At 60.9% G+C, this 23702-nt stretch carries 21 protein-coding genes, 2 tRNA genes and 1 pseudogene; 12 read left to right on the plus strand and 12 right to left on the minus strand.

Annotation, left to right across the window (positions count from 1 at the left end; all coding sequences use genetic code 11):
• Positions 1-128 (minus strand): annotated as a pseudogene (locus ACFO3E_RS04350) (lipoyl synthase); the annotation flags it as partial.
• Positions 129-148: 20 nt separating this feature from the next.
• On the opposite strand from ACFO3E_RS04350, the gene ACFO3E_RS04355 reads away from it, so the two are divergent.
• From ACFO3E_RS04355 to ACFO3E_RS04365, 3 genes are read left to right on the plus strand one after another with little or no spacing between them, the layout of a single operon-like run.
• Positions 149-802: a carbonic anhydrase gene (locus ACFO3E_RS04355; RefSeq protein ID WP_066523844.1), complete on the plus strand. Its 654-nt coding sequence runs from the start codon at positions 149-151 to the stop codon at positions 800-802.
• Positions 802-1533 carry an NYN domain-containing protein gene (locus tag ACFO3E_RS04360; RefSeq protein ID WP_066523845.1) on the plus strand — a complete coding sequence of 244 codons (732 nt, stop codon included), beginning with the start codon at positions 802-804 and terminating at the stop codon, positions 1531-1533. Before ACFO3E_RS04355 ends, ACFO3E_RS04360 begins: the two co-directional genes overlap by 1 nt.
• On the plus strand, positions 1533-1814 hold the full coding sequence (locus tag ACFO3E_RS04365) for an acylphosphatase (RefSeq protein WP_066523846.1): 282 nt from the start codon (positions 1533-1535) through the stop codon (positions 1812-1814). The genes ACFO3E_RS04360 and ACFO3E_RS04365 overlap by 1 nt, the downstream gene beginning before the upstream one ends.
• Positions 1815-2088: 274 nt before the next feature.
• Here the strand turns inward: ACFO3E_RS04365 and ettA are convergent, their stop codons facing one another.
• The gene (gene ettA, locus ACFO3E_RS04370; RefSeq protein ID WP_066523847.1) at positions 2089-3774 is read right to left on the minus strand and encodes an energy-dependent translational throttle protein EttA; all 1686 of its coding nucleotides are present in this window, start codon (positions 3772-3774) and stop codon (positions 2089-2091) included.
• A 102-nt stretch (positions 3775-3876) separates the two neighbouring features.
• Here ettA and ACFO3E_RS04375 point away from each other — a divergent pair, with 102 nt between their 5' ends.
• Together ACFO3E_RS04375 and ACFO3E_RS04380 are read left to right on the plus strand one after the other, a co-directional pair.
• Positions 3877-5250 (plus strand): M28 family peptidase, encoded by a 1374-nt coding sequence (locus ACFO3E_RS04375; RefSeq protein WP_066523848.1) that lies wholly within the window; start codon positions 3877-3879, stop codon positions 5248-5250.
• Positions 5251-5406: 156 nt separating this feature from the next.
• Positions 5407-5619: a hypothetical protein gene (locus tag ACFO3E_RS04380; protein WP_066523849.1), complete on the plus strand. Its 213-nt coding sequence runs from the start codon at positions 5407-5409 to the stop codon at positions 5617-5619.
• A 267-nt stretch (positions 5620-5886) separates the two neighbouring features.
• Here ACFO3E_RS04380 and ACFO3E_RS04385 read toward each other — a convergent pair whose 3' ends face one another.
• Positions 5887-6804 carry a LysR family transcriptional regulator gene (locus ACFO3E_RS04385; RefSeq protein ID WP_380802753.1) on the minus strand — a complete coding sequence of 306 codons (918 nt, stop codon included), beginning with the start codon at positions 6802-6804 and terminating at the stop codon, positions 5887-5889.
• Between the two features lie 139 nt (positions 6805-6943).
• Here ACFO3E_RS04385 and ACFO3E_RS04390 point away from each other — a divergent pair, with 139 nt between their 5' ends.
• The 5 genes from ACFO3E_RS04390 to ACFO3E_RS04410 all read left to right on the plus strand — a co-directional run bounded on the left by ACFO3E_RS04390 (position 6944) and on the right by ACFO3E_RS04410 (position 12715).
• The gene (locus ACFO3E_RS04390) at positions 6944-8383 is read left to right on the plus strand and encodes an aldehyde dehydrogenase family protein (protein WP_066523851.1); all 1440 of its coding nucleotides are present in this window, start codon (positions 6944-6946) and stop codon (positions 8381-8383) included.
• 142 nt (positions 8384-8525) lie between these two features.
• Positions 8526-9710 (plus strand): DSD1 family PLP-dependent enzyme, encoded by a 1185-nt coding sequence (locus tag ACFO3E_RS04395; protein ID WP_066528455.1) that lies wholly within the window; start codon positions 8526-8528, stop codon positions 9708-9710.
• Positions 9710-10108 (plus strand): RidA family protein, encoded by a 399-nt coding sequence (locus tag ACFO3E_RS04400; protein WP_380802756.1) that lies wholly within the window; start codon positions 9710-9712, stop codon positions 10106-10108. The genes ACFO3E_RS04395 and ACFO3E_RS04400 overlap by 1 nt, the downstream gene beginning before the upstream one ends.
• Positions 10109-10154: 46 nt before the next feature.
• Positions 10155-11348: an acetyltransferase domain-containing protein gene (locus ACFO3E_RS04405; protein WP_380802759.1), complete on the plus strand. Its 1194-nt coding sequence runs from the start codon at positions 10155-10157 to the stop codon at positions 11346-11348.
• 44 nt (positions 11349-11392) lie between these two features.
• The gene (locus ACFO3E_RS04410) at positions 11393-12715 is read left to right on the plus strand and encodes an NAD(P)/FAD-dependent oxidoreductase (RefSeq protein WP_380802761.1); all 1323 of its coding nucleotides are present in this window, start codon (positions 11393-11395) and stop codon (positions 12713-12715) included.
• A gap of 30 nt (positions 12716-12745) precedes the next feature.
• On the opposite strand, the gene ACFO3E_RS04415 is transcribed toward ACFO3E_RS04410, so the two are convergent.
• From ACFO3E_RS04415 to ACFO3E_RS04435, 5 genes are all read right to left on the minus strand, one after another.
• A tRNA-Pro gene (locus ACFO3E_RS04415) sits at positions 12746-12822 on the minus strand.
• A gap of 280 nt (positions 12823-13102) precedes the next feature.
• Entirely contained in the window at positions 13103-14374 is a 1272-nt protein-coding gene (locus tag ACFO3E_RS04420; RefSeq protein WP_066523854.1) for an alginate export family protein, read from the minus strand.
• Between the two features lie 98 nt (positions 14375-14472).
• Positions 14473-15276 carry an ABC transporter ATP-binding protein gene (locus tag ACFO3E_RS04425; protein ID WP_066528459.1) on the minus strand — a complete coding sequence of 268 codons (804 nt, stop codon included), beginning with the start codon at positions 15274-15276 and terminating at the stop codon, positions 14473-14475.
• Between the two features lie 16 nt (positions 15277-15292).
• On the minus strand, positions 15293-16252 hold the full coding sequence (gene ntrB / locus ACFO3E_RS04430) for a nitrate ABC transporter permease (RefSeq protein ID WP_225870561.1): 960 nt from the start codon (positions 16250-16252) through the stop codon (positions 15293-15295).
• 17 nt (positions 16253-16269) lie between these two features.
• Positions 16270-17550: a CmpA/NrtA family ABC transporter substrate-binding protein gene (locus tag ACFO3E_RS04435; protein WP_066523856.1), complete on the minus strand. Its 1281-nt coding sequence runs from the start codon at positions 17548-17550 to the stop codon at positions 16270-16272.
• 435 nt (positions 17551-17985) lie between these two features.
• Here ACFO3E_RS04435 and ACFO3E_RS04440 point away from each other — a divergent pair, with 435 nt between their 5' ends.
• Positions 17986-18618 carry a phosphatase PAP2 family protein gene (locus ACFO3E_RS04440; protein WP_197486292.1) on the plus strand — a complete coding sequence of 211 codons (633 nt, stop codon included), beginning with the start codon at positions 17986-17988 and terminating at the stop codon, positions 18616-18618.
• Between the two features lie 6 nt (positions 18619-18624).
• On the opposite strand, the gene ACFO3E_RS04445 is transcribed toward ACFO3E_RS04440, so the two are convergent.
• The 3 genes from ACFO3E_RS04445 to ACFO3E_RS04455 all read right to left on the minus strand — a co-directional run bounded on the left by ACFO3E_RS04445 (position 18625) and on the right by ACFO3E_RS04455 (position 21607).
• Positions 18625-18700, minus strand: a tRNA-Ile gene (locus ACFO3E_RS04445).
• 24 nt (positions 18701-18724) lie between these two features.
• Complete coding sequence (locus ACFO3E_RS04450) at positions 18725-19762, minus strand: polysaccharide deacetylase family protein (RefSeq protein ID WP_066523858.1); 1038 nt, start codon at positions 19760-19762, stop codon at positions 18725-18727.
• 45 nt (positions 19763-19807) lie between these two features.
• A complete protein-coding gene (locus tag ACFO3E_RS04455; RefSeq protein ID WP_082919521.1) occupies positions 19808-21607 on the minus strand; it encodes a sensor histidine kinase in 1800 nt (599 codons plus the stop codon).
• 157 nt (positions 21608-21764) lie between these two features.
• On the opposite strand from ACFO3E_RS04455, the gene ACFO3E_RS04460 reads away from it, so the two are divergent.
• Positions 21765-22238, plus strand: coding sequence for an Lrp/AsnC family transcriptional regulator (locus tag ACFO3E_RS04460; RefSeq protein ID WP_066523859.1), 474 nt, complete (start codon positions 21765-21767; stop codon positions 22236-22238).
• Between the two features lie 159 nt (positions 22239-22397).
• Here the strand turns inward: ACFO3E_RS04460 and ACFO3E_RS04465 are convergent, their stop codons facing one another.
• The gene (locus tag ACFO3E_RS04465) at positions 22398-23651 is read right to left on the minus strand and encodes a hypothetical protein (RefSeq protein WP_066523860.1); all 1254 of its coding nucleotides are present in this window, start codon (positions 23649-23651) and stop codon (positions 22398-22400) included.
• Between the last annotated feature and the right edge of the window lie 51 nt (positions 23652-23702).

Here is a 23702-nt window from a genome sequence, read left to right on the forward strand (position 1 = left end):
GTCGGCGCCTTGACGCGGATCCAGTCCGGCTTGCGGACACGTTGCGGCTGGGGCGGGACGGGAATAGCGGCACTATCGGTCATGCGCCCCAAATAGCGACGCAAGCACAGACTTGCCAGCCCCCAGATTGTTGGGCAGAGACTTCGCCATGACCGACTTTTCCGACATGCTTGAAGGCTACCGCCGCTTCCGCAACACGGGCTGGACACAGCAGCGCGAACGATGGGATGAACTGAGCGAAGGGCAAAGCCCGCGCGTCATGGTCATCGCTTGCTCCGACAGCCGCGTCGATCCCGCGCAGATATTCGACACCAGCCCGGGCGAGATCTTCGTGGTCCGCAACGTGGCGGCGCTGGTCCCCCCATTTGAAACAAACCCGGGTCACCATGGCGTGTCGGCAGCGCTGGAGTTCGCCGTGCAGGTGCTCAAGGTCGGTGAGATCGTCGTGATGGGCCATGGCAAGTGCGGCGGCTGCAAGGCGGCGCTCAGCCAGGAACTGAAGGACGCGCCTCCGGGTGAAGGCGGCTTCATCCACAACTGGATCGACATGCTGCACGATGCGCGGGAGACTGTTATCAACCGTTTCGGCGAAGATCGTGGCCGCGACGCCCACCGCGCCATGGAACAGGAAGGGGTGAAGATCAGCCTGGCCAATCTGCGTACCTTCCCTTGTGTTCGCGCCAAGGAAAAGAGCGGGGAGTTAAAGCTGGTAGGCGCATTTTTCGCGATCTCGGATGGCCAGCTTCATCTGCTGGACGAGACGAGCGGACAATTTCAACCGGCTGCATTGGAAGCCGCCTGATGTCATCGCCGATCCCCAGTGGCGGTAATGTCGCCCTGTTGATCGACGCCGACAACGCCTCTGCTGACCATTTCGACCCGGTGCTGACTGTCCTTGCCGAACTGGGCACGGTCAACATTCGCCGGGCCTATGGCAATTGGAGCAAACCCGCGCTCAAAGGCTGGGCGCGGCAGGCCGTGACCCAGGCCATTGAAACGCAACAGCAGTTCGACCTCACCAAGGGGAAGAATGCGACAGACATGAAGATGACTATCGACGCCATGGACCTAATGGCGGGCGGGCGAGTCACAGGCTTTGGCCTCATGTCTAGCGACAGCGACTTTACGCCCCTGGTCACGCGCATCCGTCAGCAGGGGATACCCGTCTATGGCTTCGGATCGGCCAAGACCACCGACGCCTTCCGCAGCGCCTGCACTCGCTTCATTGATGTCGCCGCCCTGCTCCGTGACCAACCCTCCGAGCCTCCCGCAGAGGATGGCGCGGACGAAAATGGCGATGGCACGGAAGTGTCTCCCGAACTGCTGAAGCTTCTGATCGACGCCTATAATGCCGTAAAACGCGACGAGCAGGGCTATGCCAGACTAAGCGAGGTCGGCCAGCTGGCGGGCAACCGATCCAGCTTCGACACGCGCAATTATGGGTTCAAGCGGCTTTCCGACCTGATTGGGTCGATCAAGAATTTCAAGGTCGAGATTCGCGACGGCCAGACCTGGATCAAGCGGGTACACTAATGGGCGTCATCGCCCGCCATCTCATAATCATGGGCCGCGTGCAGGGCGTATTTTATCGCAATTGGGCGATAGAAACGGCCTCCATGCTTCGCCTGAACGGTTGGGTCCGCAACCGAATGGATGGCAGTGTCGAAGCGGTTATTGAGGGTGATGAGGAAGCCGTTCAGCAATTTATCGCCCTAGCTCATCAGGGTCCGCGCGCGGCTCAAGTCGCCCGCATCGATGCCAGCGATGCAGCTGTCGAGGGCCTGACATCATTTTGCAAGCGGCCGACCTGCTGAACATCGCCTGCAGCGGCTTAGACTACACCGCGCCCCTAAGGGATCACCCTAGCTATGCTGTGCACATGCGCTCGCCGTGATAGCTGGATGAGCGCGCCAACTTCAGCCCGCAATCATGCAAAAAAATGGCCGACCCATTGGGCCGGCCTGAAAGTTTTAGGAGAGGATGCCTGAAAGGCACCCCCTTTGTGCAGTGCAGCACGCCACCTCGCAAGTGCGAAAGGCGTAAGCACCATTGCAATCTCTGCAACCGGTTGCCCTACGGCCGAGCTGATCAGCGCGTGAGCTTCTTATAGGCCAGACGCGTGGGACGGTCCGCAGCATCGCCCAGACGGCGGCGTTTATCCTCTTCATACATTTCGAAATTGCCTTCGAACCATTCGACATGGCTATCACCCTCGAACGCGAGGATGTGTGTCGCCAGACGGTCGAGGAAAAAGCGGTCGTGGCTGATAACCACCGCGCAGCCTGCGAAATTCTCGATCGCTTCTTCCAGCGCGGCGAGCGTTTCGACGTCAAGGTCGTTGGTCGGTTCGTCGAGCAGCAGCACGTTGCCGCCCTTCTTCAGCATCTTGGCGATGTGCACGCGATTGCGCTCACCGCCTGAGAGCTTGCCGACATTCTTCTGCTGGTCCTGCCCTTTGAAGTTGAAGGCACCGACATAGGCACGCGTCGACATGTCATGGCCGTTGACCTTCACATAATCGAGGCCGTCGGATACTTCTTCCCAGACATTCTTGCTGGGGTCGAGATGGTCGCGGCTCTGATCGACATAGCCCAGACGCACCGTTGAACCGATGTCGATTTCACCCGAATCGGGCTGTTCCTGCCCGGTTATGATTTTGAACAGCGTCGACTTACCCGCGCCGTTCGGTCCGATCACACCGACAATACCACCCGGCGGCAACAGGAAGGACAAATCCTCGAACAGCAGCTTGTCGCCATAGGCCTTGCTGATGTTCTTCGCCTCGATCACCTTGCCGCCCAGACGCTCGGGCACCTGGATGACGATCTGCGCCTTGCCCGGCGTGCGGTTTTCTTGGCTCGCGACCAGTTCCTCGAACTTCTTGATTCGCGCCTTGGATTTGGTCTGGCGGCCTTTGACACCCGCCCGGATCCACTCCAACTCATCCTTGATCGCCTTCTGGCGGCCGGATTCCTCGCGAGATTCCTGGTCCAGGCGCTGGGCCTTCTTCTCCAGATAGGTGGAGTAGTTGCCCTCATACGGGAAATATTTGCCGCGATCGAGCTCCAGGATCCAACCCACGACATTGTCGAGGAAGTAGCGATCGTGGGTAATCATCAGCACCGCGCCCGCATATTCCTTCAGATGGTTTTCCAGCCACTCGACACTCTCGGCATCAAGATGGTTGGTGGGTTCGTCGAGAAGCAGAATATCCGGCTTCTGGATCAGCAAGCGAGTCAGCGCGATACGGCGCTTTTCACCGCCCGACAGGCTTTCCACCGACCAATCCGAAGGCGGGCAGCGCAGGGCCTCCATCGCGATTTCGAGTTGGTTGTCGAGCGTCCATCCATCGACCGCATCGATCTGCTCTTGCAGCGTGCCCATTTCCTCCATGAGCGCATCGAAATCGGCATCCTCGGGCGGGTCTGCCATGATCATGCTGATTTCGTTGAAGCGGTCCATCTTATCCGCAATCTCGCGCGCGCCGTCTTTGACGTTCTCCAGCACGTTCTTGCTGATGTCGAGCTGCGGCTCCTGCGGCAGGTAACCGACCGTGATATTCTCGCCCGGCCAGGCTTCGCCGGTGAAATCCTTGTCGATGCCGCCCATGATCTTCATCAGCGTCGATTTGCCCGCACCGTTGGGGCCGACGATTCCGATCTTGGCGCCGCGATAAAATTGCAGGTTGATATTGCTCAACACCGGCTTCTGGGCGCCGGGGAAGCTCTTGGTCATGTTCTTCATGACGAACGCGTATTGCGAGGAGGCGGACATGGCTGGAAGCTGCTCCGAAAGGGCTAAACGTGAAAATCCCGGCGGAGTTAGCGGAGCCCGGAGCCATTGGCAAATGGGCGATGGCTGGGTAAGCCTCCATCCATGCAGAAAATCCGATCGGGCACCGTTGCTGCGCTCCTTCTCGGCAGCATCTTATCCCCCTTCCCCGCCGCGGCCGCGCCATCGAGCAGTGAAACGATTCGGGAGGCCGCGCTACAAGACATCGTTGCGTGGGATTTCGTCGAAGGACTGACCACTGAAGTTGGCGCTCGCCCTGCTGGGACCCCGCAGGAAGCCCGGGCACGCGACTGGACGGTGGCGAAGTTGAAGAGCCTGGGCTTCGCGAATGTTCGGGCTGAACCCTATAAAATGCCTGTGTGGCTGCGCGGACGGGATGAGGCGCGGGTCGTCGCGCCCTTTCCTCAGCGGCTCGTCCTTGCCGCCCTGGGGAACAGCGCATCCACTTCGGAGAAGGGTATAGAAGCCGAGCTTGCCTATTTTCCCACACTCGCCGCCTTGGAGGCCGCACCGGACGGCAGCCTGAAAGGCAAGATCGCTTTCGTCAGTCACGCGATGTCGGCGACTCAGGATGGCAGTTCCTACGGCTATTTCGGCGCTACGCGGCGGCAAGGACCCAGCATCGCGTCAAAAAAAGGCGCTGTAGCCATCCTCATCCGCTCCATAGGCACGGACCACCACCGGCAGGCGCACAGCGGCATTCAGATGTGGGCCGATGGCGCAAAGCCCATTCCCGCTGCCGCGCTCAGCATCCCCGACGCGGATCAGCTGACACGCATCATCGCCAGGGGACATCCTGTCCGCCTGCAGGTCACTCTTACCTCCAGATTGCTGAAGGATCAGCCGTCAGGAAACGTCATCGCGGAAATCCCGGGCAATGATCCTGCGGCGGGCCTGGTCATGGCCGCCTGCCATCTGGACAGCTGGGACCAAGGAACTGGCGCGATCGATGACGCATCAGGCTGCGGCATCATCGCGGCAGCCGCGGTCCACGCCGCCAAGGCCGGTCCGCTCCGCCGAACGATCCGCATCCTGATGGCAGGTGCGGAGGAGGTGGGAGGCGATGGTGGCCGGGCCTACTTCACGGCTCACGGGGCTGAGCTGCACGCGCTCGTAATGGAATCCGACTTCGGCGCCGACCGCGTCTGGCGAGTGGATTATAAGTTGCCTGCGGGACATGAAGCGCTTGCTGCCCGTCTCTCTGCCGCGCTGGCCCCTCTTGGCATCGCGCGGAGCCATGTAGCAGCTGGAGGCGGTTCGGACATTGAGCCCTTGGTCAAGGCGGGCATTCCCGTCATCGATCTTCAACAGGACGGTACTAGATATTTCGACATCCACCACACCCCAGACGACACTTTGGACAAGGTGGATCGCGTTCAGCTTCAACAGAATGTCAGCGCCTGGGCAGTTGCACTTTTCGAAACTGCAAACGCACAAGAATCTCTGGGCATTAAGTGAACTTTTATTGTAGACAACACTCTGTCGCGTGATTCCGTCGCTTCACCGACGCAGAAAAGCATTGATTTGTGCAGCGCACACGTTAATGCGGGTCGCTCGCGCCGGTCGTGTTACGAACATGTCAGGCGCGGCAATATGCTATGGGAGCCGTACACAATGAAGAAGATCGCTGTTGTTTTCGCTTCGGCCGGCCTGATGGCCCTCGCCGCTTGCGGTGAGAAGCCGGCCAACGAGACCGCGAACGCTTCGAACGCTGTTGTCGAGAACGTTGTCGAGAACGCCGCTAACGCTGCCGACAACGCCGCGAATGCTGCTAACGCTGCTGACAACGCCGCGAACGCTGCTTCGAACGCTGCGAACGCCGAATAATCTTCGCGCCAGCGAGATTTTCGAAAGGGCGGGCCGTCTGACGGTCCGCCCTTTTTCTATGCGTGCCGCAGATGTCCGGAGAAAAGTTCAGTCAGTGCGGACGCAATGTCGCACATCAGGGTAAGCGCGGCTTTAGCCACCTCGGCAACCTCTAGGATCCGACCGGCATTCGCTGCCTGGATCAACGCTTGCCCTGCGCCATCGCCGATACGATCGGCCCGCCGTAGCGGTAGAGTGACCGCCGAAAGATCGCATTCCGCCTCGCGTCTAAAGCTCCTCCTGACGCCAAGGCGGCGAGCTTAGGCTCTCCCTAAGCGCCTGAAGAAAGGCATTCGTCCGCCCGCTCCTGCCCTGGCGAGTATGGAGCAGCGCGACCACGTCAGCCTGTGGTGAAGACCAGCGCGGGAGAACCGCCTGCAATCTCCCTCCTGCAAGGTCATCAGCCACATCCCACTCGCTCCGCACCATGAGCCCAAGCCCCGCAAGCGCCCAATCCCGGACTATTTCGCCATCGTTACTGGACATGCAGGGCTTCACCCGTACCGTTGCGTTGCCCTGCTTGGGATGAACGAAGCGCCAGAGCGTGACATCCTCATTATTCTCCCGAAGCGCCAGACACCGGTGCGCGGCTAGATCATCAGGCTTCAGGATGGGCGGTTGATGTTCAAGATAGGTGGGTGAGGCACAAAGAATCCGCTGATTTGGCGCAAGGGTAGTCACCAGCCGATCACTTTCGGGCAGCGACCCGATATGCACGATGATGTCCCAACTCTCGGTCATTTGCCGTATGGGGCTGTCTGACAATTCCAAAGTGGCCGATACTGCGGGGTGCTTCTTGGAAAATTCCTGCACGATCGGCGCGACATAGCGCCGGCCAAAGCCATAAGGCGCCGCAACGCGGAGATGCCCTCGCACCTGACTGGTCCGGCTGGCCAGCCGCTCCGACAGGTCATCGATCGCCCCGATGATCAAGGCGCCTTCCGACGCGACCAGTTCGCCTTCATCCGTCAGGCTAAGACCGCGCGAGGTTCGCTCGATCAATTTTACCCCCACCCGCGCCTCGAGAGCTCGCAGCCGTTGTGTCACGGCCGGCGGCGTAACGTTCAGCCTGCGCGCAGCTTCGGCAAGTGATGGCGCGCCCGCTATGACATGGAAGAAGCCCAGATCATCGGTCGAAATAGTCATCCCCACCTTAATCCTATATGTAGTTTGAATTAATTGCGATATTCATGCTTTGGCATATCTTGTTCACCTGGGCAACGGATGCTGTCCGGCGTCATGACGCACTCGCTACCAAGCATGCGAGCGGGCCAAAGGTGAAGCGATGGGAATGGAACGATGTGAGCGGCTTTATGTCGGGGGCGCCTGGAAACTTCCAGAGACGCCAACTGAAGCCATTCCGCTTGTCAGCCCCGCGACGGAGGAGATCATCGGCTCCGTCGCGTCCGGAAGCGCATCTGACGTCAACAGCGCCGTCGCTGCGGCGCGGGCTGCGTTTCCGACATTTTCATCGACGTCCCCTGCCGAACGCGCTCAACTTCTCAAGCAGATCCTCGACCTTATGGAAGAAAGGGCGGAGGAGCTGGCCCAGGCAATATGCCGGGAAATGGGTTCGGCCATCGGCTTCGCCCGCGCGTCGCAGGTTCCGTTTGGTATCGCCCATGTCCGCGCTGCAATTGATGTGCTGGAAGATTATGCCTTCATAAGAAAGCAGGGCACGACGGCAATCGCCAAAGAAGCGATCGGTGTTTGCGGCCTGATCACGCCGTGGAATTGGCCATTATATCAGATCACGGCAAAGGTAGCCCCCGCGCTCGCGGCCGGTTGTACCTTCCTACTCAAGCCCAGTGAACTGTCACCGCTGAGCGCGCATCTTTTTGCGCAGATCATGCATGATGCGGGTACACCGCCGGGCGTGTTCAACATGGTGACCGGCAGGGGCGAAGATGTCGGCGCCGCTATCGCGTCTCATCCCGATATCGATATGATCTCCATCACCGGATCGACCCGGGCGGGCATATTGGTGGCGCAAGCCGCTGCGCCTACGGTCAAGCGCGTCACCCAGGAATTGGGAGGAAAGTCGCCCAATATAATCCTGAATGATGCGGACTTTGCCCGCGTCATACCGCTAGGCGTGGCTGCCGCCTTCCGCAATGTCGGCCAATCATGCAGCGCTCCCACGCGCATGCTCGTCCCTGCCGACCGGCTAGACGAAGTGGCAGAATTGGCAGCTGCAACCGCTCAGGCGATGATTGTGGGGAATCCATCCGACGATGCTACCGACCTCGGACCTGTCGCCAACCGGAACCAGTTCGCCAAAGTGCAGGAGATGATCGGCGTCGGCATTGCCGAGGGCGCGAAGCTCATTTGCGGCGGCTTGGGAAAACCTGAAGGCTTGTCTGCCGGCTATTTCGTCAAACTAACCATCTTCTCGGAAGTACGCCCGGACATGCGTATAGCGCAGGAAGAGATATTCGGACCCGTGCTGTGCATTATTCCATATGCGGATGAGGATGAGGCTATCCGTATCGCCAATGACACTGTCTATGGCTTGGGTTCTCACGTCCAATCGAGCGATCTCGACCGCGCCCGGCGGATAGCCGGCAAGATCCGCGCGGGCCAAGTCCATATCAATTATCCCGCATGGGACGGTTTTGCCGCATTCGGAGGGTATAAGCAGTCGGGCAACGGCCGCGAATATGGCGTCTTTGGGATGGATGAATATCTCGAGACAAAAGCTATCTTGGGATATTTCCCCGAGTAAGCGGCAGCATCCCTCCCGCGGGCTGAAGAACGCCTGCCAGTTCTGAATTAAGATATACCTTATCCGATACTGCAGAATCAATTAATTGTAGGCTTTTGTCCAGCAATGCACATTGATCGGCGCAATCAAAGCAAGGAATCAGATGGTGAGTGAAGCAGAAACTTCGGTTCCGGAGCAGGACGAAAGCGCAGCCGCGAGTCTGGGTGATCTGGAAACGCCCTGCCTCCTCCTCGACACGGACCGGATGAACCGCAACATCGGGCGCCTTCGGGAACGGCTCGCACCCCTCGGCGTGTCGCTACGGCCCCACCTCAAAACCGCAAAGTCTGTCGAGGTCGCGCGCGCCGTCATGACCACGCCCCAAGGTCCAGCAACTGTATCCACACTCAAGGAAGCGCAATTCTTCGCTGACGCAGGTATCAACGACATCATCTACGCCGTGGGCATCGCTCCCTGGAAGCTCGCCAAAGTCATCGAATTGCGTAAGCGCGGCGTGAACCTTGCCGTCGTCCTCGACACAATCGAGCAGGCCCAGGCCGTGGCAGCCGCATCCCGCGGCGCGGGCGACGCCATCCCGGCGCTGATCGAGATCGATTGTGACGGCCACCGCTCCGGTGTGCTGCCCGGTGACAAAGATCGCTTGATCGCCATCGGCAAGGCGCTGGTAGAAGGCGGCGAATTGCGAGGGGTTCTGACCCATGCGGGCGGCAGCTATAGCGCGCGCGGCGCAGAGGCGCTTGCCCGCTGCGCCGAACAAGAACGGCGCAGCGTCGTGGATGCGGCGGCCATTCTCCGCGAGGCAGGCTTGCCCTGCCCTGTCGTAAGCGTCGGTTCAACGCCAACGGCCCACAATGCTGCGGACCTGAGCGGTGTCACAGAAGTTCGCGCGGGTGTTTTCGTCTTCTTCGATCTCGTCATGGCGGGCGTGGGCATCTGTCAAATCGACGATATTGCAATCTCTGTCCTCGCTACCGTCATCGGTCACCAACGCGAGAAAGGCTGGATATTGGTCGATGCCGGTTGGATGGCCATGTCGCAGGATCGCGGCACGGCCAAACAGGAGATCAACCAAGGTTATGGCGTCGTTTGCGACAGCAGCGGCCGACCCTATGATGATCTGATCCTGGCGGATGCGAATCAGGAGCATGGCATCATCATGGTCCGCCCCGGCTCCCAAAAGTCTTTGCCCGACCTCAAGATCGGTGATCGAGTGCGGATCCTGCCCAATCACGCTTGCGCAACGGGGGCTCAGCATCGCAGCTATCACGTCGTTCACGGCGCATCCGACATTGTCGAGGCCGAGTGGCAGCGGTTCGGGGGATGGTGATGAGCAACAAACCGCGAGCCATCCTCACCGGCAACGCCCCCGCCCCCGCAGGCCATTATTCCCAGGCGACCCGTTCGGGGAGCAACCTCTATATTTCAGGCCAACTCCCGATCAGGACCGACAAGGTGCCGCTGCCTGATAGGAAGTTCGAGACCCAGGCGCGCCAGGCTATCGCGAACATGCTCGCGATCTTGGAAGCCGCGGGCGGCAAGGCTGAGGATCTCTGCCGTGTCACCGCCTATATCGTGGGCGTCGAGAACTGGCCCGAGTTCAACCGGATCTACAGCGATATGCTGGGCGGTGCAAAGCCGGCGCGGACGGTCGTTCCGGTGCCTGAGCTTCATTACGGCCATCTGGTCGAGATAGATGCGATCGCCGCCATCCCCGACCAGGACTGAGCGCCAACTCAACGACCCATCTTGCTCTCGGTAGCCGGAGACGATCATGGCCGCTCTCGCAGTTAGCAACGAACCGTCGGCGGTGTCACAGCCTGTTGCGCCCACCGCTGTAACCACACGCCTGCAAAGCATCGACGCTCTGCGAGGGCTGGTCATGGTCATCATGCTGCTGGACCATGTGCGCGAAACCTGGTTTCTGTACATGCCGGTCGGCGACCCGGTAGATGCGCGGACGGTGATGCCCGCGCTCTTCTTCACCCGCATCACAAGGACCCTGTGCGCGCCGATCTTCGTCGCGCTTACGGGTCTGTCCGCTTTTCTCTTTAGCCAGCGGCACAGCCTCGCGCAGACCAGCGATTTCCTGCTCCGGCGCGGGGCATTTCTCGTGCTGCTCGAGCTCACGCTGGTGAATTTTTCCTGGCGCGCTGAACTAGTCCCCCACTTCGTCTTCCTTCAGGTCATCTGGGCCATCGGCCTCTGCATGATCATTTTGGCGGCGCTTATCCATCTACCGCCGCGGGCGATCCTGCTCTTGGGGCTTGTGATCGTCGCCGGCCATAATCTGCTGGATCCTATCAGCTTTCCGCCCGACCACCCCCTGTTCATCCCCTGGGGTGTCCTCCATGACCGATCGCAGATCGAACTGGGTGGCGTAGTCGTCAAATTCAACTATCCCATCCTGCCCTGGATCGGAGTGATCTGCCTCGGCTGGTCCGCAGGCAGCTGGTTTTCGCAGCTCGCCTCGCCTGAGCGACGGCGCACCCTGCTGAGAACCGGCGCAGCAATGATCGCTGGCTTCGTCCTTCTGCGGGCGCTCAACATCTATGGCGATTCACCCTGGTTTGTCAGTCCCAGCGAGCCGATCCGAACGGTGATGAGCTTTCTTGCTCTCACCAAATATCCGCCCTCTCTGCTGTTCCTTCTCCCAACGCTGGGGATTGGCCTCCTCCTACTCGCTGCATTTGAAAAGGCGAATGATGCGCGGCTTACCCGTTGGCTATCGGTCATGGGCGGCGCGCCGATGTTCTTCTACCTTTTCCACCTCTACCTTCTGCGGATTCTTTATCTCAGCGCTAGGGCGATCTGGGGGACAAACCACGGAGACATATTCGGGGTCGATACCCTCGCCTGGGTGTGGGTCTGGTATCTCGGCCTGATCGTGCCGCTCTATTTTCCGACGCGCTGGTTCTCCAACCTAAAGAAGCGGCGCAAGGATATCTGGTGGCTCAAATATCTTTGACCCCATAGCCGCCCCTCCCGACCAGTCGAACAAGGTGCTTCCGCATGTCTCCCGTTGTCCGTTCCGTTGCCAGCGATGAAGCTCTCCCCAAGGCGGTGGACGTGGTGGTCATTGGCGGGGGGATCGTCGGAACCGCGTCTGCCTATTTCCTCGCCAAGCGCGGGTTTTCTGTGGCGCTCCTCGAAAAAGGCCATGTGGGGTGCGAGCAATCAAGCCGTACCTGGGGGTGGTGCCGCCAACAAAATCGCGATCCACGCGAGATGCCTCTTTCGCTTCTATCCATGCGGCTCTGGGACGATCTGGCGACCGATATAGGGCAGGATCTAGGCTTCCGCCGCACCGGCCTCATCTACACGACGGACGACGCCGCAATGCTGGCTGGCTGGGAAGCATGGCGGCCCGTAGCACGCGAGTTCGGCGTGGAAACCTATATGTTGAACGAAGCGCAAGCCGCCGAGCGCATACCGGAAACAAGGCGAAAATGGCTGGGCGGCTTACACTCCGTCGCGGACGGCAAGGCCGAACCCGCACTGGCCGCGCCCGTTCTAGCGGAAGGCGCTCGCACGTTGGGGACAACCATCCACCAAGGCTGCGCCGCCCGCAGCCTGGACATCACAAACGGTCGCGTGACGGGAATAGATACCGAAGAAGGATACATCCGCGCCGACGCGATCCTGTGCGCAGCCGGCGCGTGGGCCTCCACCTTCCTGCGCCGCCATGGGATTACCTTCCCGCAAGCCAGTGTGCGGCAAACCGCCTTGCGCACGAAGCCAGCCGCGAATGTCGGTGAAGTCCTCTACTGCCCGGATTTCGCGATGACCCGGCGTCTGGACGGCAGTTACACCATGGCGATCAGCGGCCGTGCCACGCTGGAGGTAACGCCTCAAGGCATCCGCTTCGCCCGCGAATTCATGCCGCAGTTTGTTCAGCGGCTGAAGGCGGTGCAACTGGGGCTCGGCCGATCATTCATCGAAGGCCCAGAGTCGCTTGGCGCGATATTTGGCAACGATCCCGCGATCTTTGAGCATCATCGCATATTGGATCCCGCCCCCAACCGAGGGTTGATCGACGCGGTTATGGAGAATGTACGCAGCACCTTCCCGGAACTGGCCGGTCTTCAGATCGACCATAGCTGGGGCGCTTATGTCGATTGCACACCTGATGCTGTGCCCGTGATATCCGGGATCAATCCGGTTGGAGGACTTTACCTGGCGGCAGGCTGCTCAGGTCATGGGTTCGGACTTGGCCCGGGGATCGGCTATCTGGCTGCCGATTTGATCACCAACGCCACCCCCAGCGTCGATCCGGCTCACTTCCAGCTTACGCGGCTGATCAATGGATCGAAGATAAAGGTGGGCTCGCTGTAGCGCCTCGCGTCACGCTCCTGAATGGAGAAGTGGTCGGGGAGACAGGATTCGAACCTGCGACCCTCTGCTCCCAAAGCAGATGCGCTACCAGGCTGCGCTACTCCCCGACTGTGGGGGCCTTAGCGGTGAAGAATATGTCCCGTCAATCGGCCATCATCGGAACAGCAACCACAGGATGATTATCACCGGAATAGGTATGCCAATCAGCCACAGCAAAATGCCCTTGCCCATGCTCGCATTCCTCCATCCAAATCACTCCAGAGGAAATCGATGAACGCAGGCGGATGTTCCACCGCGCGCCGGTTCGCCTTCTACGACTTTCTTATTTGACGAAAAACCGCCGCGACGGCGCAGGACCATCGCGGCGGCATCTGTCAGTTCAATCGATCAAAGCGCGTAGTCGATCTGCGCCCAGAATTTCTTGGTGTCGGCATCTCCCGTGAAGCTCGCAATGCCCTGCCGGTCATAGTCGGCATATTTGACGAGGGCGCTTAGATGCTTGTCGATCTTCAAGGTCACCTGGGCGTTATATTCATCGCCATAATGGATCGAGAGCCGGTCGCTGCTGAAGCGGTGGAAGATGAAGGACGCGACCAGCGGCCCCATCTTGCCAACCTTCGGCACGGTATAGGCGATGCCGCCATAATAGTCCTGAATGCCAGTGGTAGGCGTCGTCAGGAACTTGTCCGCCCAGCCGTTGAACTTGTGCAGCGTGGCAAAGGGCGTCTGAAACGCGAAGCCCGTGGCGCTGCCCAGCGTGGTGGAATCGGAACCAAGCAGCTCATAACCGGCCGTCAGCTTGAAGGCGGAAACCTCCAGCCCCAGTTCAGCCGCGACATAGTCGGCCTTATAATCGACCGGGTTCTTCGCATAATCGCTCTGCCGGGCGTAGCTGGCGAGGTAGCTGAGCTTCACCTTCTTCGCCAGCGGCAGGGCGCCCACGAAGCGCGCGCCATAGGTCTGGCTGCTATTGCGCAGCAATGCCGCCACCGGCTCATCCTCGTCCACCAGATAGGCAAATCCGGTCAGCGTGCCGAACTTCGTCTTGTAGGAGACGTTGGCGAAGACATTGTCGCCGTCGATCTCCGTCGGCCGGTTGACCGATCCGAACTTGCCGCCATCAATGCCCCAGATGGTCCGGGCGGCAATGGCGTAAGTCACATCGACCTTCAGGTTCTTCACGCCCATATATTCGACGCGAACGGCATCGAAGGTCTGCTCATTCTGCCGCCAGGCGACAGAGCCCACGAAGCGCTGGTCATCCAGGTTGATGCGTTGGCGGCCGAGCGTCACGATGAGCGGCTTGGTGCGATATTGGATCTGCACCCGATTTGCTTCGACATTCTCAGGATCGGCGACGATGGGATAGAGCGTCTTCCCGTTGACGCCGCTATTATAATCCTCGTTGATCGCCAGCGTGCCTTCACCTTCCACCAATAAGGCGAAGGGGCCGCTCGACAGTTCGCCACCAGCACGCAGCCGCATCGTGACCGCATTGGCCTCACGATCTTCGACCAGCGGCAACGGTCCGTCCTGCTCAACCATTTCATAGCGCAGCCGCGCCTCGACGATCGGCTTGAACACAATGTCCTGCGCCAGGGCAGGCGTTGCAACCGTCGCCAGTGCCGACGCCGACAGCAACATCTTCAATCCACGCATAATTCCCCCTCTTTTGCTCCCGATGGCCTTAAGGCCCTTCAGGGCATCCCCTCTCAATCCCGATATTTTTGATGCCGCCTTGATGAACGGCTTGTCTCTCACGCAGCGAGCGTTGCCGGATTGCGGTAGCGCTCGTGCAGGAAATGGATGACGGCGCTGCGAGCCTCTGCATATTCAGGCATATCGATAGCCTCGATCCGGTTACGCGGCCGCGCTAGCTCTACAGGCCGGTCTTCTCCGATCCGCGCCGCCGGGCCGTTGGTCATCATGACGACGCGGTCGGCCAACAGCACGGCCTCGTCCACATCATGGGTGATCATCAGCACCGTATTGTTGAGCCGCGCCTGCAGATCCATGACCACGTCTTGAAGCGCCGCCCGCGTCAGAGCATCAAGCGCGCCGAACGGCTCGTCCATCAGCAGCACGCGCGGGTTCATCGCTATCGCGCGGGCAATGCCAACGCGCTGCTTCATGCCTCCCGACAATTCGCCCGGCCTTTTCCCGGCGGCATGGGTCATCTGGACCAACTCCAGATTGTGCATGACCCAGTCCCTGCGCTCTGCCTTGCTCTTGCCTGCCGAAGTCTTATCGACCGCCAGGCGGACATTTTCCTCGACGGTCAGCCAAGGCAGCAGCGAATGATCCTGGAAGACCACCGCACGGTCCGGCCCCGGAGCGTCCACCAGATCCCCATCCAGGAAGATCGCCCCGCGGGTCGGCTTGACCAGGCCCGCGACGGCATTGAGCAGGGTTGACTTACCGCAGCCCGAATGACCGATCAACGCTACGAACTGCCCCTTGTCCACCTCAAGGTCGATGTGGTCCAGCGCGCAGAAACGCCCGGCCTTGGTGGGAAATTCGACGGTGATGCCCTCAAGCGCGAGATAGCTACGCTGTTTCATGAAACTGCCCTCCCCTTCAGCCTGCGCGGCCGATGACGCGACCCGCAAAGGCGACGATGCGGTCCAGTGTGAAGCCGACCAAGCCGATCCAGATCAGCGCGACGATCGTGTCGGTGAGCAAAGAACTGTTGTAGCTGTCCCAGATGAAGAAGCCGACGCCGGTGCCACCCTGCACCATCTCGGCCGCCACGATCGCCAGCCAGCTCATGCCCACGCCGATCCGCAGGCCGGTGAACATGTGCGGCACTGTTGCAGGCAGCATGATCCGCACGAAATATTCGACGGGATTAAGCGCCAGTACCTTGGCCACGTTGCGATAGGCCACTGGAATGGTCTGAACGCCTGCCGCCGTGTTCAGAATAACCGGCCAAATAGCCGTGATGAAGATCAGGAAGATCGCCGATGGCTGCGCTTGTTGAAAGATCGCGAGGCTGATTGGCAGCCAGGCGAGCGGCGGCACCGTGCGCAGCACCTGAAACAAGGGATCGAGCGCGCGGAAGGCAAAGACGCTTTGCCCGATCAGGATGCCCAGCGCCACGCCGACGATCGCCGCGAGGCTGTAACCGATGAGGACGCGGCTGAGGCTGGTCAACACATGGCCGGCAATGCCCACATCGCCCCCATCCTGGATGCTGAAATGGGTGAGACCGATCTCAACGCCCTTGAAAGGATGGGTGATGACGTCATGGCTTTCCTGCCAGACCTTCACCGGGCTGGGGAAAGTCGCCTCCGGCGATCCGCACAGAAATTGCCAGAACAGCAGCAGCGCGCCAATCATGACCATGGTCGGCAACACGGCGGCAACTACCGCGCGCGCCTTGCTCACCAACGGATGCACGGGCGCGGCAACTGGCTCGAAGCTCCGCCTTGCGATCGCTCCTTCGGGATAGGGTACGATGACCCCCAACTCGGTCGCGGCGCCGCCGGACGATACCGGCGGCCCTCCATTCCTGCTGTTGGGCGATGGCGAAGCCATGGCTTTCTCCTTCCTCATCAAACGCGCTTGATCGCCAGGCTGGCCAGATAAGCCTTGGGATTAGCCGGATCGAACTTCTTGCCGTCGAAGAATTTCTCGACGCCGCGGCTGTCGCTCGCCGGGCCCTTGCCGCCCAGCATCGCCGCTGCCTTGCGCCAAATGTCGGAGCGGTTGACCTTGCCGATTACGCCCTTGGTATCGAGCGACATGGGCAGCTTGCCCCAGCGCTGGTTTTCCGTAAGGAACCACAGGTCGTGGCTCTTGTACGGGAAGGACGCGTAGCCATCGAAGAACTTCATCTTGAAGGCTGCGTTCGGGAATTTGCGCCCGTCGCCCATGTTGAAATTGCCCTGTAGGCGGTCAGCGATGTCGGTGATGGGGCATTTGAGATAATCGCGGCCCGCGATCGTGCCCGCCAGCCGGGTTATGTTACCTGGATTGTCCGCCCAACGCTGCGCCTCGATGATTGCCGCTGTGATCGCCAAAGCCGCCCGTGGGTTCTTCGCCACCCAATCGGACCGCATGGCGAAGCTCTTTTCGGGATGGTTCATCCACATCTGGCCAGTCGAAACCGCCGTATAGCCCAGATTCTGCGCCACCAGCTGGTCGTTCCACGGTTCGCCGACGCAGAAGGCGTCCATCGTGTCCGCCTTCATGTTCGCCACCATCTGCGGCGGCGGAACAGTGATCAGTTCGATATCCTTGTCCGGATCGATGCCGCCCGCCGCCAGCCAGTAGCGGATCCACATATCATGCGTGCCGCCGGGGAAGGTCATGGCCATGGTGATCTTCTTGCCAGCGGCCTTCCGCTGAGCGATCACGCCCTTCATCTTCGCCGCGCTGAGGTCCGCTTTGGCGCCCAGATATTCCTTGGAAACCGAGATCGCCTGACCGTTGACGTTCATGCGGGCCAGGATGCTCATGGGCGTCGCCTTGCCGATCGCACCCAGCGTCAGGAGATACGGCATGGGCGTGAGGATATGCGCGCCATCAATGCCGCCACCGCCGCTGCCTAGCACCAGATTATCGCGCGTCGCACCCCAACTGGCCTGCTTCGCCACCTGCACGTCAGGCAGGCCATATTTGGCGAACAAGCCCAATTCCTTGGCAATGATAACCGGCGCCGCGTCGGTCAGGGCGATGAAGCCCAACTTCGCGCCGGTGACTTCAGGCCCCGCTCCTGCAGCGAATGCGCCGGATGGAAACGCCTGATGCACCGCAGCAAAAAGCGCGGCAGTGCCCCCGGTCTTCAGCGCTCCACGGCGGTTGACGCCTTTTGGATTGTCCCCCTCTGCCATTCCCCAATGTCCTTCCCTGTTCGATCATCCGCGCTGCGAAAGGCACGCAGCCAGCCATTCGCCGAAGCACAGTCCGGCGGGTGTAAGATAATGATGGAGGTCCGCGGCGCGCATTCGCGTCCGCGTTGAAAACATAATAAAAAAGCCGCCTGGACGCGGTCCGTTAAGACCAGTCCGGGCGGCGTCATTGCCGATTTCGATCCTGTAGGACCGAAGCTGGTTCCTACCGTCATCGGCGGATCCAACCTATGTGCCGAAGCGTCCCTGCTTCGATACCTCTAAAGCTGTCACCGATTCGTCCGAGTCGCAAGCAAAATTTTTGCGTTGCACAAAATGCAACTGCTGGTTGTTAAACACAGTCGCAACTACCGCCTGGCAGATCGGGAACGGTGTCCCAACTTAGACGTCTCTGCAATGTTGGAAGAGGAGGCGAATTTGCGACAGAATCAGCTCCCTCAGCAGAGGATTGAGCAGCTCTCCTTGCCGGAGCGGGTCGATGTCGAGATTATCGAAAAGATGCGGCCGCTACTGCAAAAGCCTACCGTACAAAAGGTGGGAATGCTCGGCAATCTGGGTGATGAGCCGCCGTTGCTGGCGATATCGGCCGCTCTGCTGATCGGCGGTACGATCACCCGAAAGCCTGCATTACAGCGGGCGGCGATCCGTATGGCACTGGCGCATCTCATCGCCATTGGCTTTAAGGAGGTGGGCAAGAATAATGTCGATCGCACCCGCCCGGACGAACAGCTGAAAACAGGCACCTACCACATGTCCGCCGGACATTCGCACGAGGCCGACCTCCGCTCTTTCCCTAGCGGGCATACCGCGGGCGCGCTCGCCGTAGCCCGCGCCTTTTCCCGCGATTATCCTCGCTACACCAAACCCGTGCTCGCCGCCGCGGCGGTGGTTGGAGCATTACAGGTGCCCCGCCGTGCGCATTATCCGGGCGACGTGCTTGCAGGCGCGGTCGCTGGCGCGGTCGCTGAAAAGATCGCGACCTTCGTCATCGATCGCCTGGGTCTCACAAACCGCCGCCTGGCAGCCCTGTTACGCCCGGTAAATGCTTAGGGAAAGTGGTGGGCCCGGCAGGACTCGAACCCGCAACCTAGCCGTTATGAGCGGCCAGCTCTAACCATTGAGCTACAGGCCCCACCTGTCGTCCGGATAGGCAGGCTCAAGCAGCTTTGCAAGCCCGTCCCCGCTCCGGCACCGCATCCAGCAGTTGATCGAGCGTTGCCGGTCGCACATTCCGGCGGGCGAGATGCGCTAGCACCTTCTCCCACCAGCGGTAAAAGGCCACTCGATCTGCTTCGTCACGAACATAGGGCGTGTGCCCCGGCTCCAGTGTGGGCGAATGAAAGCTGAAGTTCAGCACCGCCGCACCCTCTTCGATGAGGGCATCGATCGCCCGTATCGCATCCGTAACCGGAACGCCTTCGGGCGTCAGGGGAACGCGGCTCAGCATCCCGGTTCTTGCCATCGCGCCCGGCAGCGGCCCCATCTCCCGCGTCGCGCGATAAAGCCTCTCCCCACCACCGCGCAACATGCCGACAAAGGCGGCGGATAGCGGTAACTCGACCAATGATCGGCTAGGTCCTGCCCAATAGGGGTTTAGCGGCATTCCACGAAAATCCGGCCCATGCTGGCCGCTATAGTCGAAGCGACTGCGCACTGAGCTATCCAGGCGGAAGCCCGCCTCCTCCAGCAATCGCGCGCTGTTAGGCCCCACGCCATAGCGCCCCGCCCGATAGGCGATCGGTCTCCGCCCAAATCGCCCGGCGATCCGCTCGCACAGCGTTTCCAGTTTGGCGCGCTCCAGCGCCTCAGGAAGGGCCCCAGCATAGCTGTTGGCGGCCGATATCTCCTCCAGATGCGGCGGGTTCACCCATGGATGCAGATGCGCACCAACATCAGCCGCGCCGTCGGCGACCCACTGGCCCATCATGGCCGCAGCGGCATCGTCATCGACCACTGGATAGTCCGTTACATAAACGGGCTTCACCCCCGCCGCCGCGAAATAGCTTTGCCCCACCACCATGCCCGCGAGCGCGGTGACGCCATGTCCCGTACGGCTGAACGGCGCGCTCCAGTCGAACTCCTCTTCGGTATCGACAAACAGCATGAAGCGCGTTCCGAACTCCGAGACGAGCGTGATCCTGTCTTCCGCCAAAGGTGCGCGAAGCAGGCTGCCGTCATGGATGGGGGCGTTCATACTCCCATGCCTAGCGCTCAATGGTTGCAATAGGGTTTCGGCGCGTCAGAAGCTGCCCGCCGCATCCTCCGCCACCGTCATCGCGGGCATGGAAAGCAGGAACCGATCCGGCTCGATCTGCAGGCTCCCGCCGCAACCCGCCGCGAGACTGCGGATCAGCCGCAGCGAAAAGCCGAGGCCCAGCAGCGGCCCGTCTGCCCAATCGCCCTCGGCCGTATAGCCGGGGTCGAGCAGCCGCTCCTCCTCCATGCCCTCCAGGCTCGAAGGCCGATCGACCGCCAACAGCACATAGCCATGGCCGCCATCTGGCTGGAACCAGCATGCACCGCTCAGCGCCTCGCCCGGCACCGCAATGGACACGACGGTGCGCATCAGATGTTGCACCATCCGCTCGCCCTGCACGGGATCGATCCGCACCATCGGCAGCGCGCGCGCCATGTTGATGTCGATCTGAGGGCCGTCGCTTTCGCCTTGCTCACGGAAGCGGGCGGAGACCTGCGCGATCAGCAGCGCCGGATCGACCGCGCTGGGCGTCTCCGCCCCCTCTCCCCGCGACACGCGCGCGGCAAGATCCAGGTCATCGAACGCCGCCAGCAGATGCCGGGCATCCAGCGCGATCTTACCCGCCATCTCGCGATATTCCGGCCCGCTTGGCCCGAACAGCTCCTGCTCGATAATGTCCGCAAAGCCCAGGATCGCATTCAGCGGCGTGCGCAGCTCATGCACCAATTGCCGCAGCGAATCTGCTGAGAGGCCCGCGACCGACACAGGTTCGGCTTGAGGCGGGGCGGCGACCTCATGCAGATACGGCCGCCGCGCTTGGCCCCGATAGCCTTGGAAACGGCCCGAGCGCGGATCGAAAAAGGGCGTCGCTGACAGCCGCCATTCACCCGCCATCGCACCGCCTACGATGGTATAGCGGCCATTCTGGAATCCGCTCCGCCGCGTGAATGCACCCGCAACGCTGCCGTCCGGCCCGCTCACGCCGGCAACAGCCGTTTCGCTTAGCATCAGTCCGATCAACGCGGCACGCGGCCCCTGATCGATCCAGATGATCATCCCCGTCGCGTCGGTTTCAAAGGCGAAGGAGCGGACCGCCGTCGTTTCCCCCGCATCGGGGCGAGGCACGACCACATCGGGCACCCGCCGCGTGCTGTTAAAGCGTTCGATGCGATCCACAAGATTGCGGATCTGATCGTCGCCTACCGGAACCTCGGCAGCCGCTGATTCGGCCTCCTCCTCGGCCGGCGCATCCACCGTCTGATCAGGCGCAGCGGGCTGCTCCACTGGCGCCACCATATCTGGGGTCAGCAGCATGTCTTCCGCGTCTGCGCCGGGGACGTCATCACGATCGCTCGTCAGCACCAGGTCCGCCGAGCCGAACGCTTCCAACGCCTGTTGCGTCCCGGAACTCAGGTCCCGGCGGCCGCGCAACACGCCACGCGCCGTCGGGCTCAGGCGGGGGAGCAACTCGACCCACGCCTCATCGGGCAAGCGCGCGCGTGACATGGCGGCCGCTGCGATTGCGGGCCTGTCATTGGCGAAAAACTCTACCAGCGCGGGCGAGCGCAATCGCCCGCCCAATTCGACGACCGTCGCGATCCGTTGCGTTTCGGAAAGCTGCGACTGGAGGGCCGCAAGCCGTTCGAGCAGCACAAGCCGCTCCTCGTCGTGCAAGGTCTTGCGATCGGCGCGATCATTCTGCGCCAGCAGATCGACGCATTGGCGCCACAACGTCACTGCGCCAAGGCCGCTCCTATTTTCTGCGGCCAGAACCGTCTGCATTAGATCGTTGAAGCGCACCCTAATCCCCTTGAGGACTTCCAGCGACGTGCAGCACTTCATCGCGGAAGGAAATTACAGCTCTGGATAAGCCTTCGCCGACCAAAGGGGAAGGGGCGACGCCTGCTCATTTGGGACCGTAGCATAGTGGGACAATTGCATTGCCCTGAAATATTATTATGATATCGGGCAAGAAATGAGAAAGGAAATAAGCAGGATAATGGCTGGCCCGAACATCGATGATATCGACCTGCACATCCTGGGCGAACTGCAGCAGGACGGTCGGATGACTAATGTGGAGCTGGCGCGCAAAGTAGGGCTAACTGCGCCCCCATGCCTGCGTCGCGTGCGCGCGTTGGAAGAAGGCGGGGCCATCAGCTCCTATCACGCGGTGGTGAATCCGGCCATGCTGGGTTACACCATCACCGTATTCGCGATGGTCAGCCTGAAAAGCCAGGCGGAGGCCGATCTGAAGGCTTTCGAGGACCATGTCGCCACCCTGCCGGAAGTGCGGGAATGCTATATGCTGAACGGCGAAATCGACTTCATCCTGAAGGTCGTCGCGAAGGACCTGCAAAGCTTCCAGCAATTCCTGACTTCGAAGCTAACCCCTGCCCCCAATGTGGTCAGCGTCAAAACTTCCCTCACCATCCGCATGTCGAAGAATCTGCCGGGCGTTCCGCTCCCGCTCTAGTCGCGATGACGGCGTGCGGAGACAGCATCACCGTTTACTGTCCCAGCCAATCTACCCCCCGTTCGGGCTGAGCCTGTCGAAGCCCTTTCTTACAGGCAGTAGCGCTTCGACAAACACAGCGCGAACGGTCGATTCAAACGCGCAAACGCGTGCCACCCTTCAGCTCGCTGGAGAAATCCCGACCGGCTGAAACGCCGTCTTACGGCTCTGCTGATCAACCCACACGCTCCAGAAACCCGCGACATTTGCCCAGTTGCCGCTCACCTGCGCCAAGGCAGCCTTCGCACCGGCCAAATCACCCGACCGCGCCAATGCTATGCCCAGACGCGCATTAGCTTTGCCGTGATCGATGCCTCCCTTGCTCAACGCCAGACGATACTGCTCCGCCGCCTGTGGAAACTGGCTGAGCGAGAAATAACTGTCCGCCACCGCCAGGGCAGCAGATCCGTCCTTCGCGCCCGCCGCCTTCTTTGCAGCCGCAGGCAGCGCCGCGATCTCCTTCGCCGCCTTTGGCGTCACGCTCTTCATCAAGCTAGCAGTCGCTGCTTGAGTAGTCGTCAGCTTGCCCGATGAGCGCCCAGCCTCGATAATCGCCTTCGCTTCCGCGTAATTTCCCGCCTTTTCGGCAAGCTGCGCATAGCCTTGATAATCCCGCTCACTTGCCATCGCGCCGTTCGCCGCCTGCAGCCGATAGAGATCAAGCTGAACCTGCGTATCGATGCCCGGAGCGCTCAGATAATTGGCAAGCGCCGACCGCCACTCTCCGGCAGAGCCATAGTGCGTCAGCCGTTCCCGATACAGGGATCCAACCTCCCCCCAGTCGCCCGCGGCATAGGCGAGCGAAATCGCCCGATCATACCAGGCAGCCGAAACCGCCTGTCCCGATGCGCGCTGCCGGGCAAGCGCTTCCTGCACGAAGGGCCGAGCGTCCCTTGCCTTGTTCTTGCGCAGGTAGATGTCCGCGCGCAGCATCGTCGCATCGGTCGCGTCGTAGCCGAGCGTCTTGGCGTAATCGAGTTGGGCCAGCGCATCGTCATAATTGCCGACAACATAGGAAAGATAGCCCGCGACATAGCGCAGGCGCGGCGCATCCTTCTTGGGCACAGACGCGGTCTTGAACATGTCGGTCAAGGCGATCCGCTGCGCCTGGAAATTCCGTTTCAGCACAGCCAGTTCAAACCGCAGCCCAGCCGCCGTATAAGCTTCAAAGTCGCTTACCGGCATCAGCCCGCTGATCTGCGCTTGAGCGGTATTCGCGTCGCCCGCCTTGATTGCGCTGTCGGCCGCCTGCGCAGCTGCTCGAAAACTTTCCGACATGACGATCACCGGGCCGCTTGCCGCCGGCTTCTTCGCTAGCGCTGGCGTCGATGTCGCTGCCGCCACGGCGATAGCGAAGAGCCCTGACTTAAGCATGGAATGTCGCAGCCTGACCATGTCGGCCGTCCCCTTTTTATACGCCAGCGC

The sequence above is a fragment of the Sphingobium tyrosinilyticum genome, from assembly GCF_042654265.1.
GTDB lineage: Bacteria > Pseudomonadota > Alphaproteobacteria > Sphingomonadales > Sphingomonadaceae > Sphingobium > Sphingobium tyrosinilyticum.

Bases quoted from the DNA above. Each gene is read 5' to 3' on its own strand.
- ntrB (WP_225870561.1), bottom strand. From the start codon at position 16,252: ATGGCTTCGCCATCGCCCAACAGCAGGAATGGAGGGCCGCCGGTATCG.
- ACFO3E_RS04465 (WP_066523860.1), bottom strand. From the start codon at position 23,651: ATGCTTAAGTCAGGGCTCTTCGCTATCGCCGTGGCGGCAGCGACATCG.
- ACFO3E_RS04390 (WP_066523851.1), top strand. From the start codon at position 6,944: ATGGGAATGGAACGATGTGAGCGGCTTTATGTCGGGGGCGCCTGGAAA.
- ACFO3E_RS04420 (WP_066523854.1), bottom strand. From the start codon at position 14,374: ATGCGTGGATTGAAGATGTTGCTGTCGGCGTCGGCACTGGCGACGGTT.
- ACFO3E_RS04385 (WP_380802753.1), bottom strand. From the start codon at position 6,804: ATGACTATTTCGACCGATGATCTGGGCTTCTTCCATGTCATAGCGGGC.
- ACFO3E_RS04395 (WP_066528455.1), top strand. From the start codon at position 8,526: ATGGTGAGTGAAGCAGAAACTTCGGTTCCGGAGCAGGACGAAAGCGCA.
- ACFO3E_RS04455 (WP_082919521.1), bottom strand. From the start codon at position 21,607: ATGAAGTGCTGCACGTCGCTGGAAGTCCTCAAGGGGATTAGGGTGCGC.
- ACFO3E_RS04460 (WP_066523859.1), top strand. From the start codon at position 21,765: ATGGCTGGCCCGAACATCGATGATATCGACCTGCACATCCTGGGCGAA.
- ettA (WP_066523847.1), bottom strand. From the start codon at position 3,774: ATGTCCGCCTCCTCGCAATACGCGTTCGTCATGAAGAACATGACCAAG.
- ACFO3E_RS04365 (WP_066523846.1), top strand. From the start codon at position 1,533: ATGGGCGTCATCGCCCGCCATCTCATAATCATGGGCCGCGTGCAGGGC.
- ACFO3E_RS04435 (WP_066523856.1), bottom strand. From the start codon at position 17,550: ATGGCAGAGGGGGACAATCCAAAAGGCGTCAACCGCCGTGGAGCGCTG.
- ACFO3E_RS04400 (WP_380802756.1), top strand. From the start codon at position 9,710: ATGAGCAACAAACCGCGAGCCATCCTCACCGGCAACGCCCCCGCCCCC.
- ACFO3E_RS04380 (WP_066523849.1), top strand. From the start codon at position 5,407: ATGAAGAAGATCGCTGTTGTTTTCGCTTCGGCCGGCCTGATGGCCCTC.
- ACFO3E_RS04405 (WP_380802759.1), top strand. From the start codon at position 10,155: ATGGCCGCTCTCGCAGTTAGCAACGAACCGTCGGCGGTGTCACAGCCT.
- ACFO3E_RS04450 (WP_066523858.1), bottom strand. From the start codon at position 19,762: ATGAACGCCCCCATCCATGACGGCAGCCTGCTTCGCGCACCTTTGGCG.
- ACFO3E_RS04425 (WP_066528459.1), bottom strand. From the start codon at position 15,276: ATGAAACAGCGTAGCTATCTCGCGCTTGAGGGCATCACCGTCGAATTT.
- ACFO3E_RS04360 (WP_066523845.1), top strand. From the start codon at position 802: ATGTCATCGCCGATCCCCAGTGGCGGTAATGTCGCCCTGTTGATCGAC.
- ACFO3E_RS04410 (WP_380802761.1), top strand. From the start codon at position 11,393: ATGTCTCCCGTTGTCCGTTCCGTTGCCAGCGATGAAGCTCTCCCCAAG.
- ACFO3E_RS04355 (WP_066523844.1), top strand. From the start codon at position 149: ATGACCGACTTTTCCGACATGCTTGAAGGCTACCGCCGCTTCCGCAAC.
- ACFO3E_RS04375 (WP_066523848.1), top strand. From the start codon at position 3,877: ATGCAGAAAATCCGATCGGGCACCGTTGCTGCGCTCCTTCTCGGCAGC.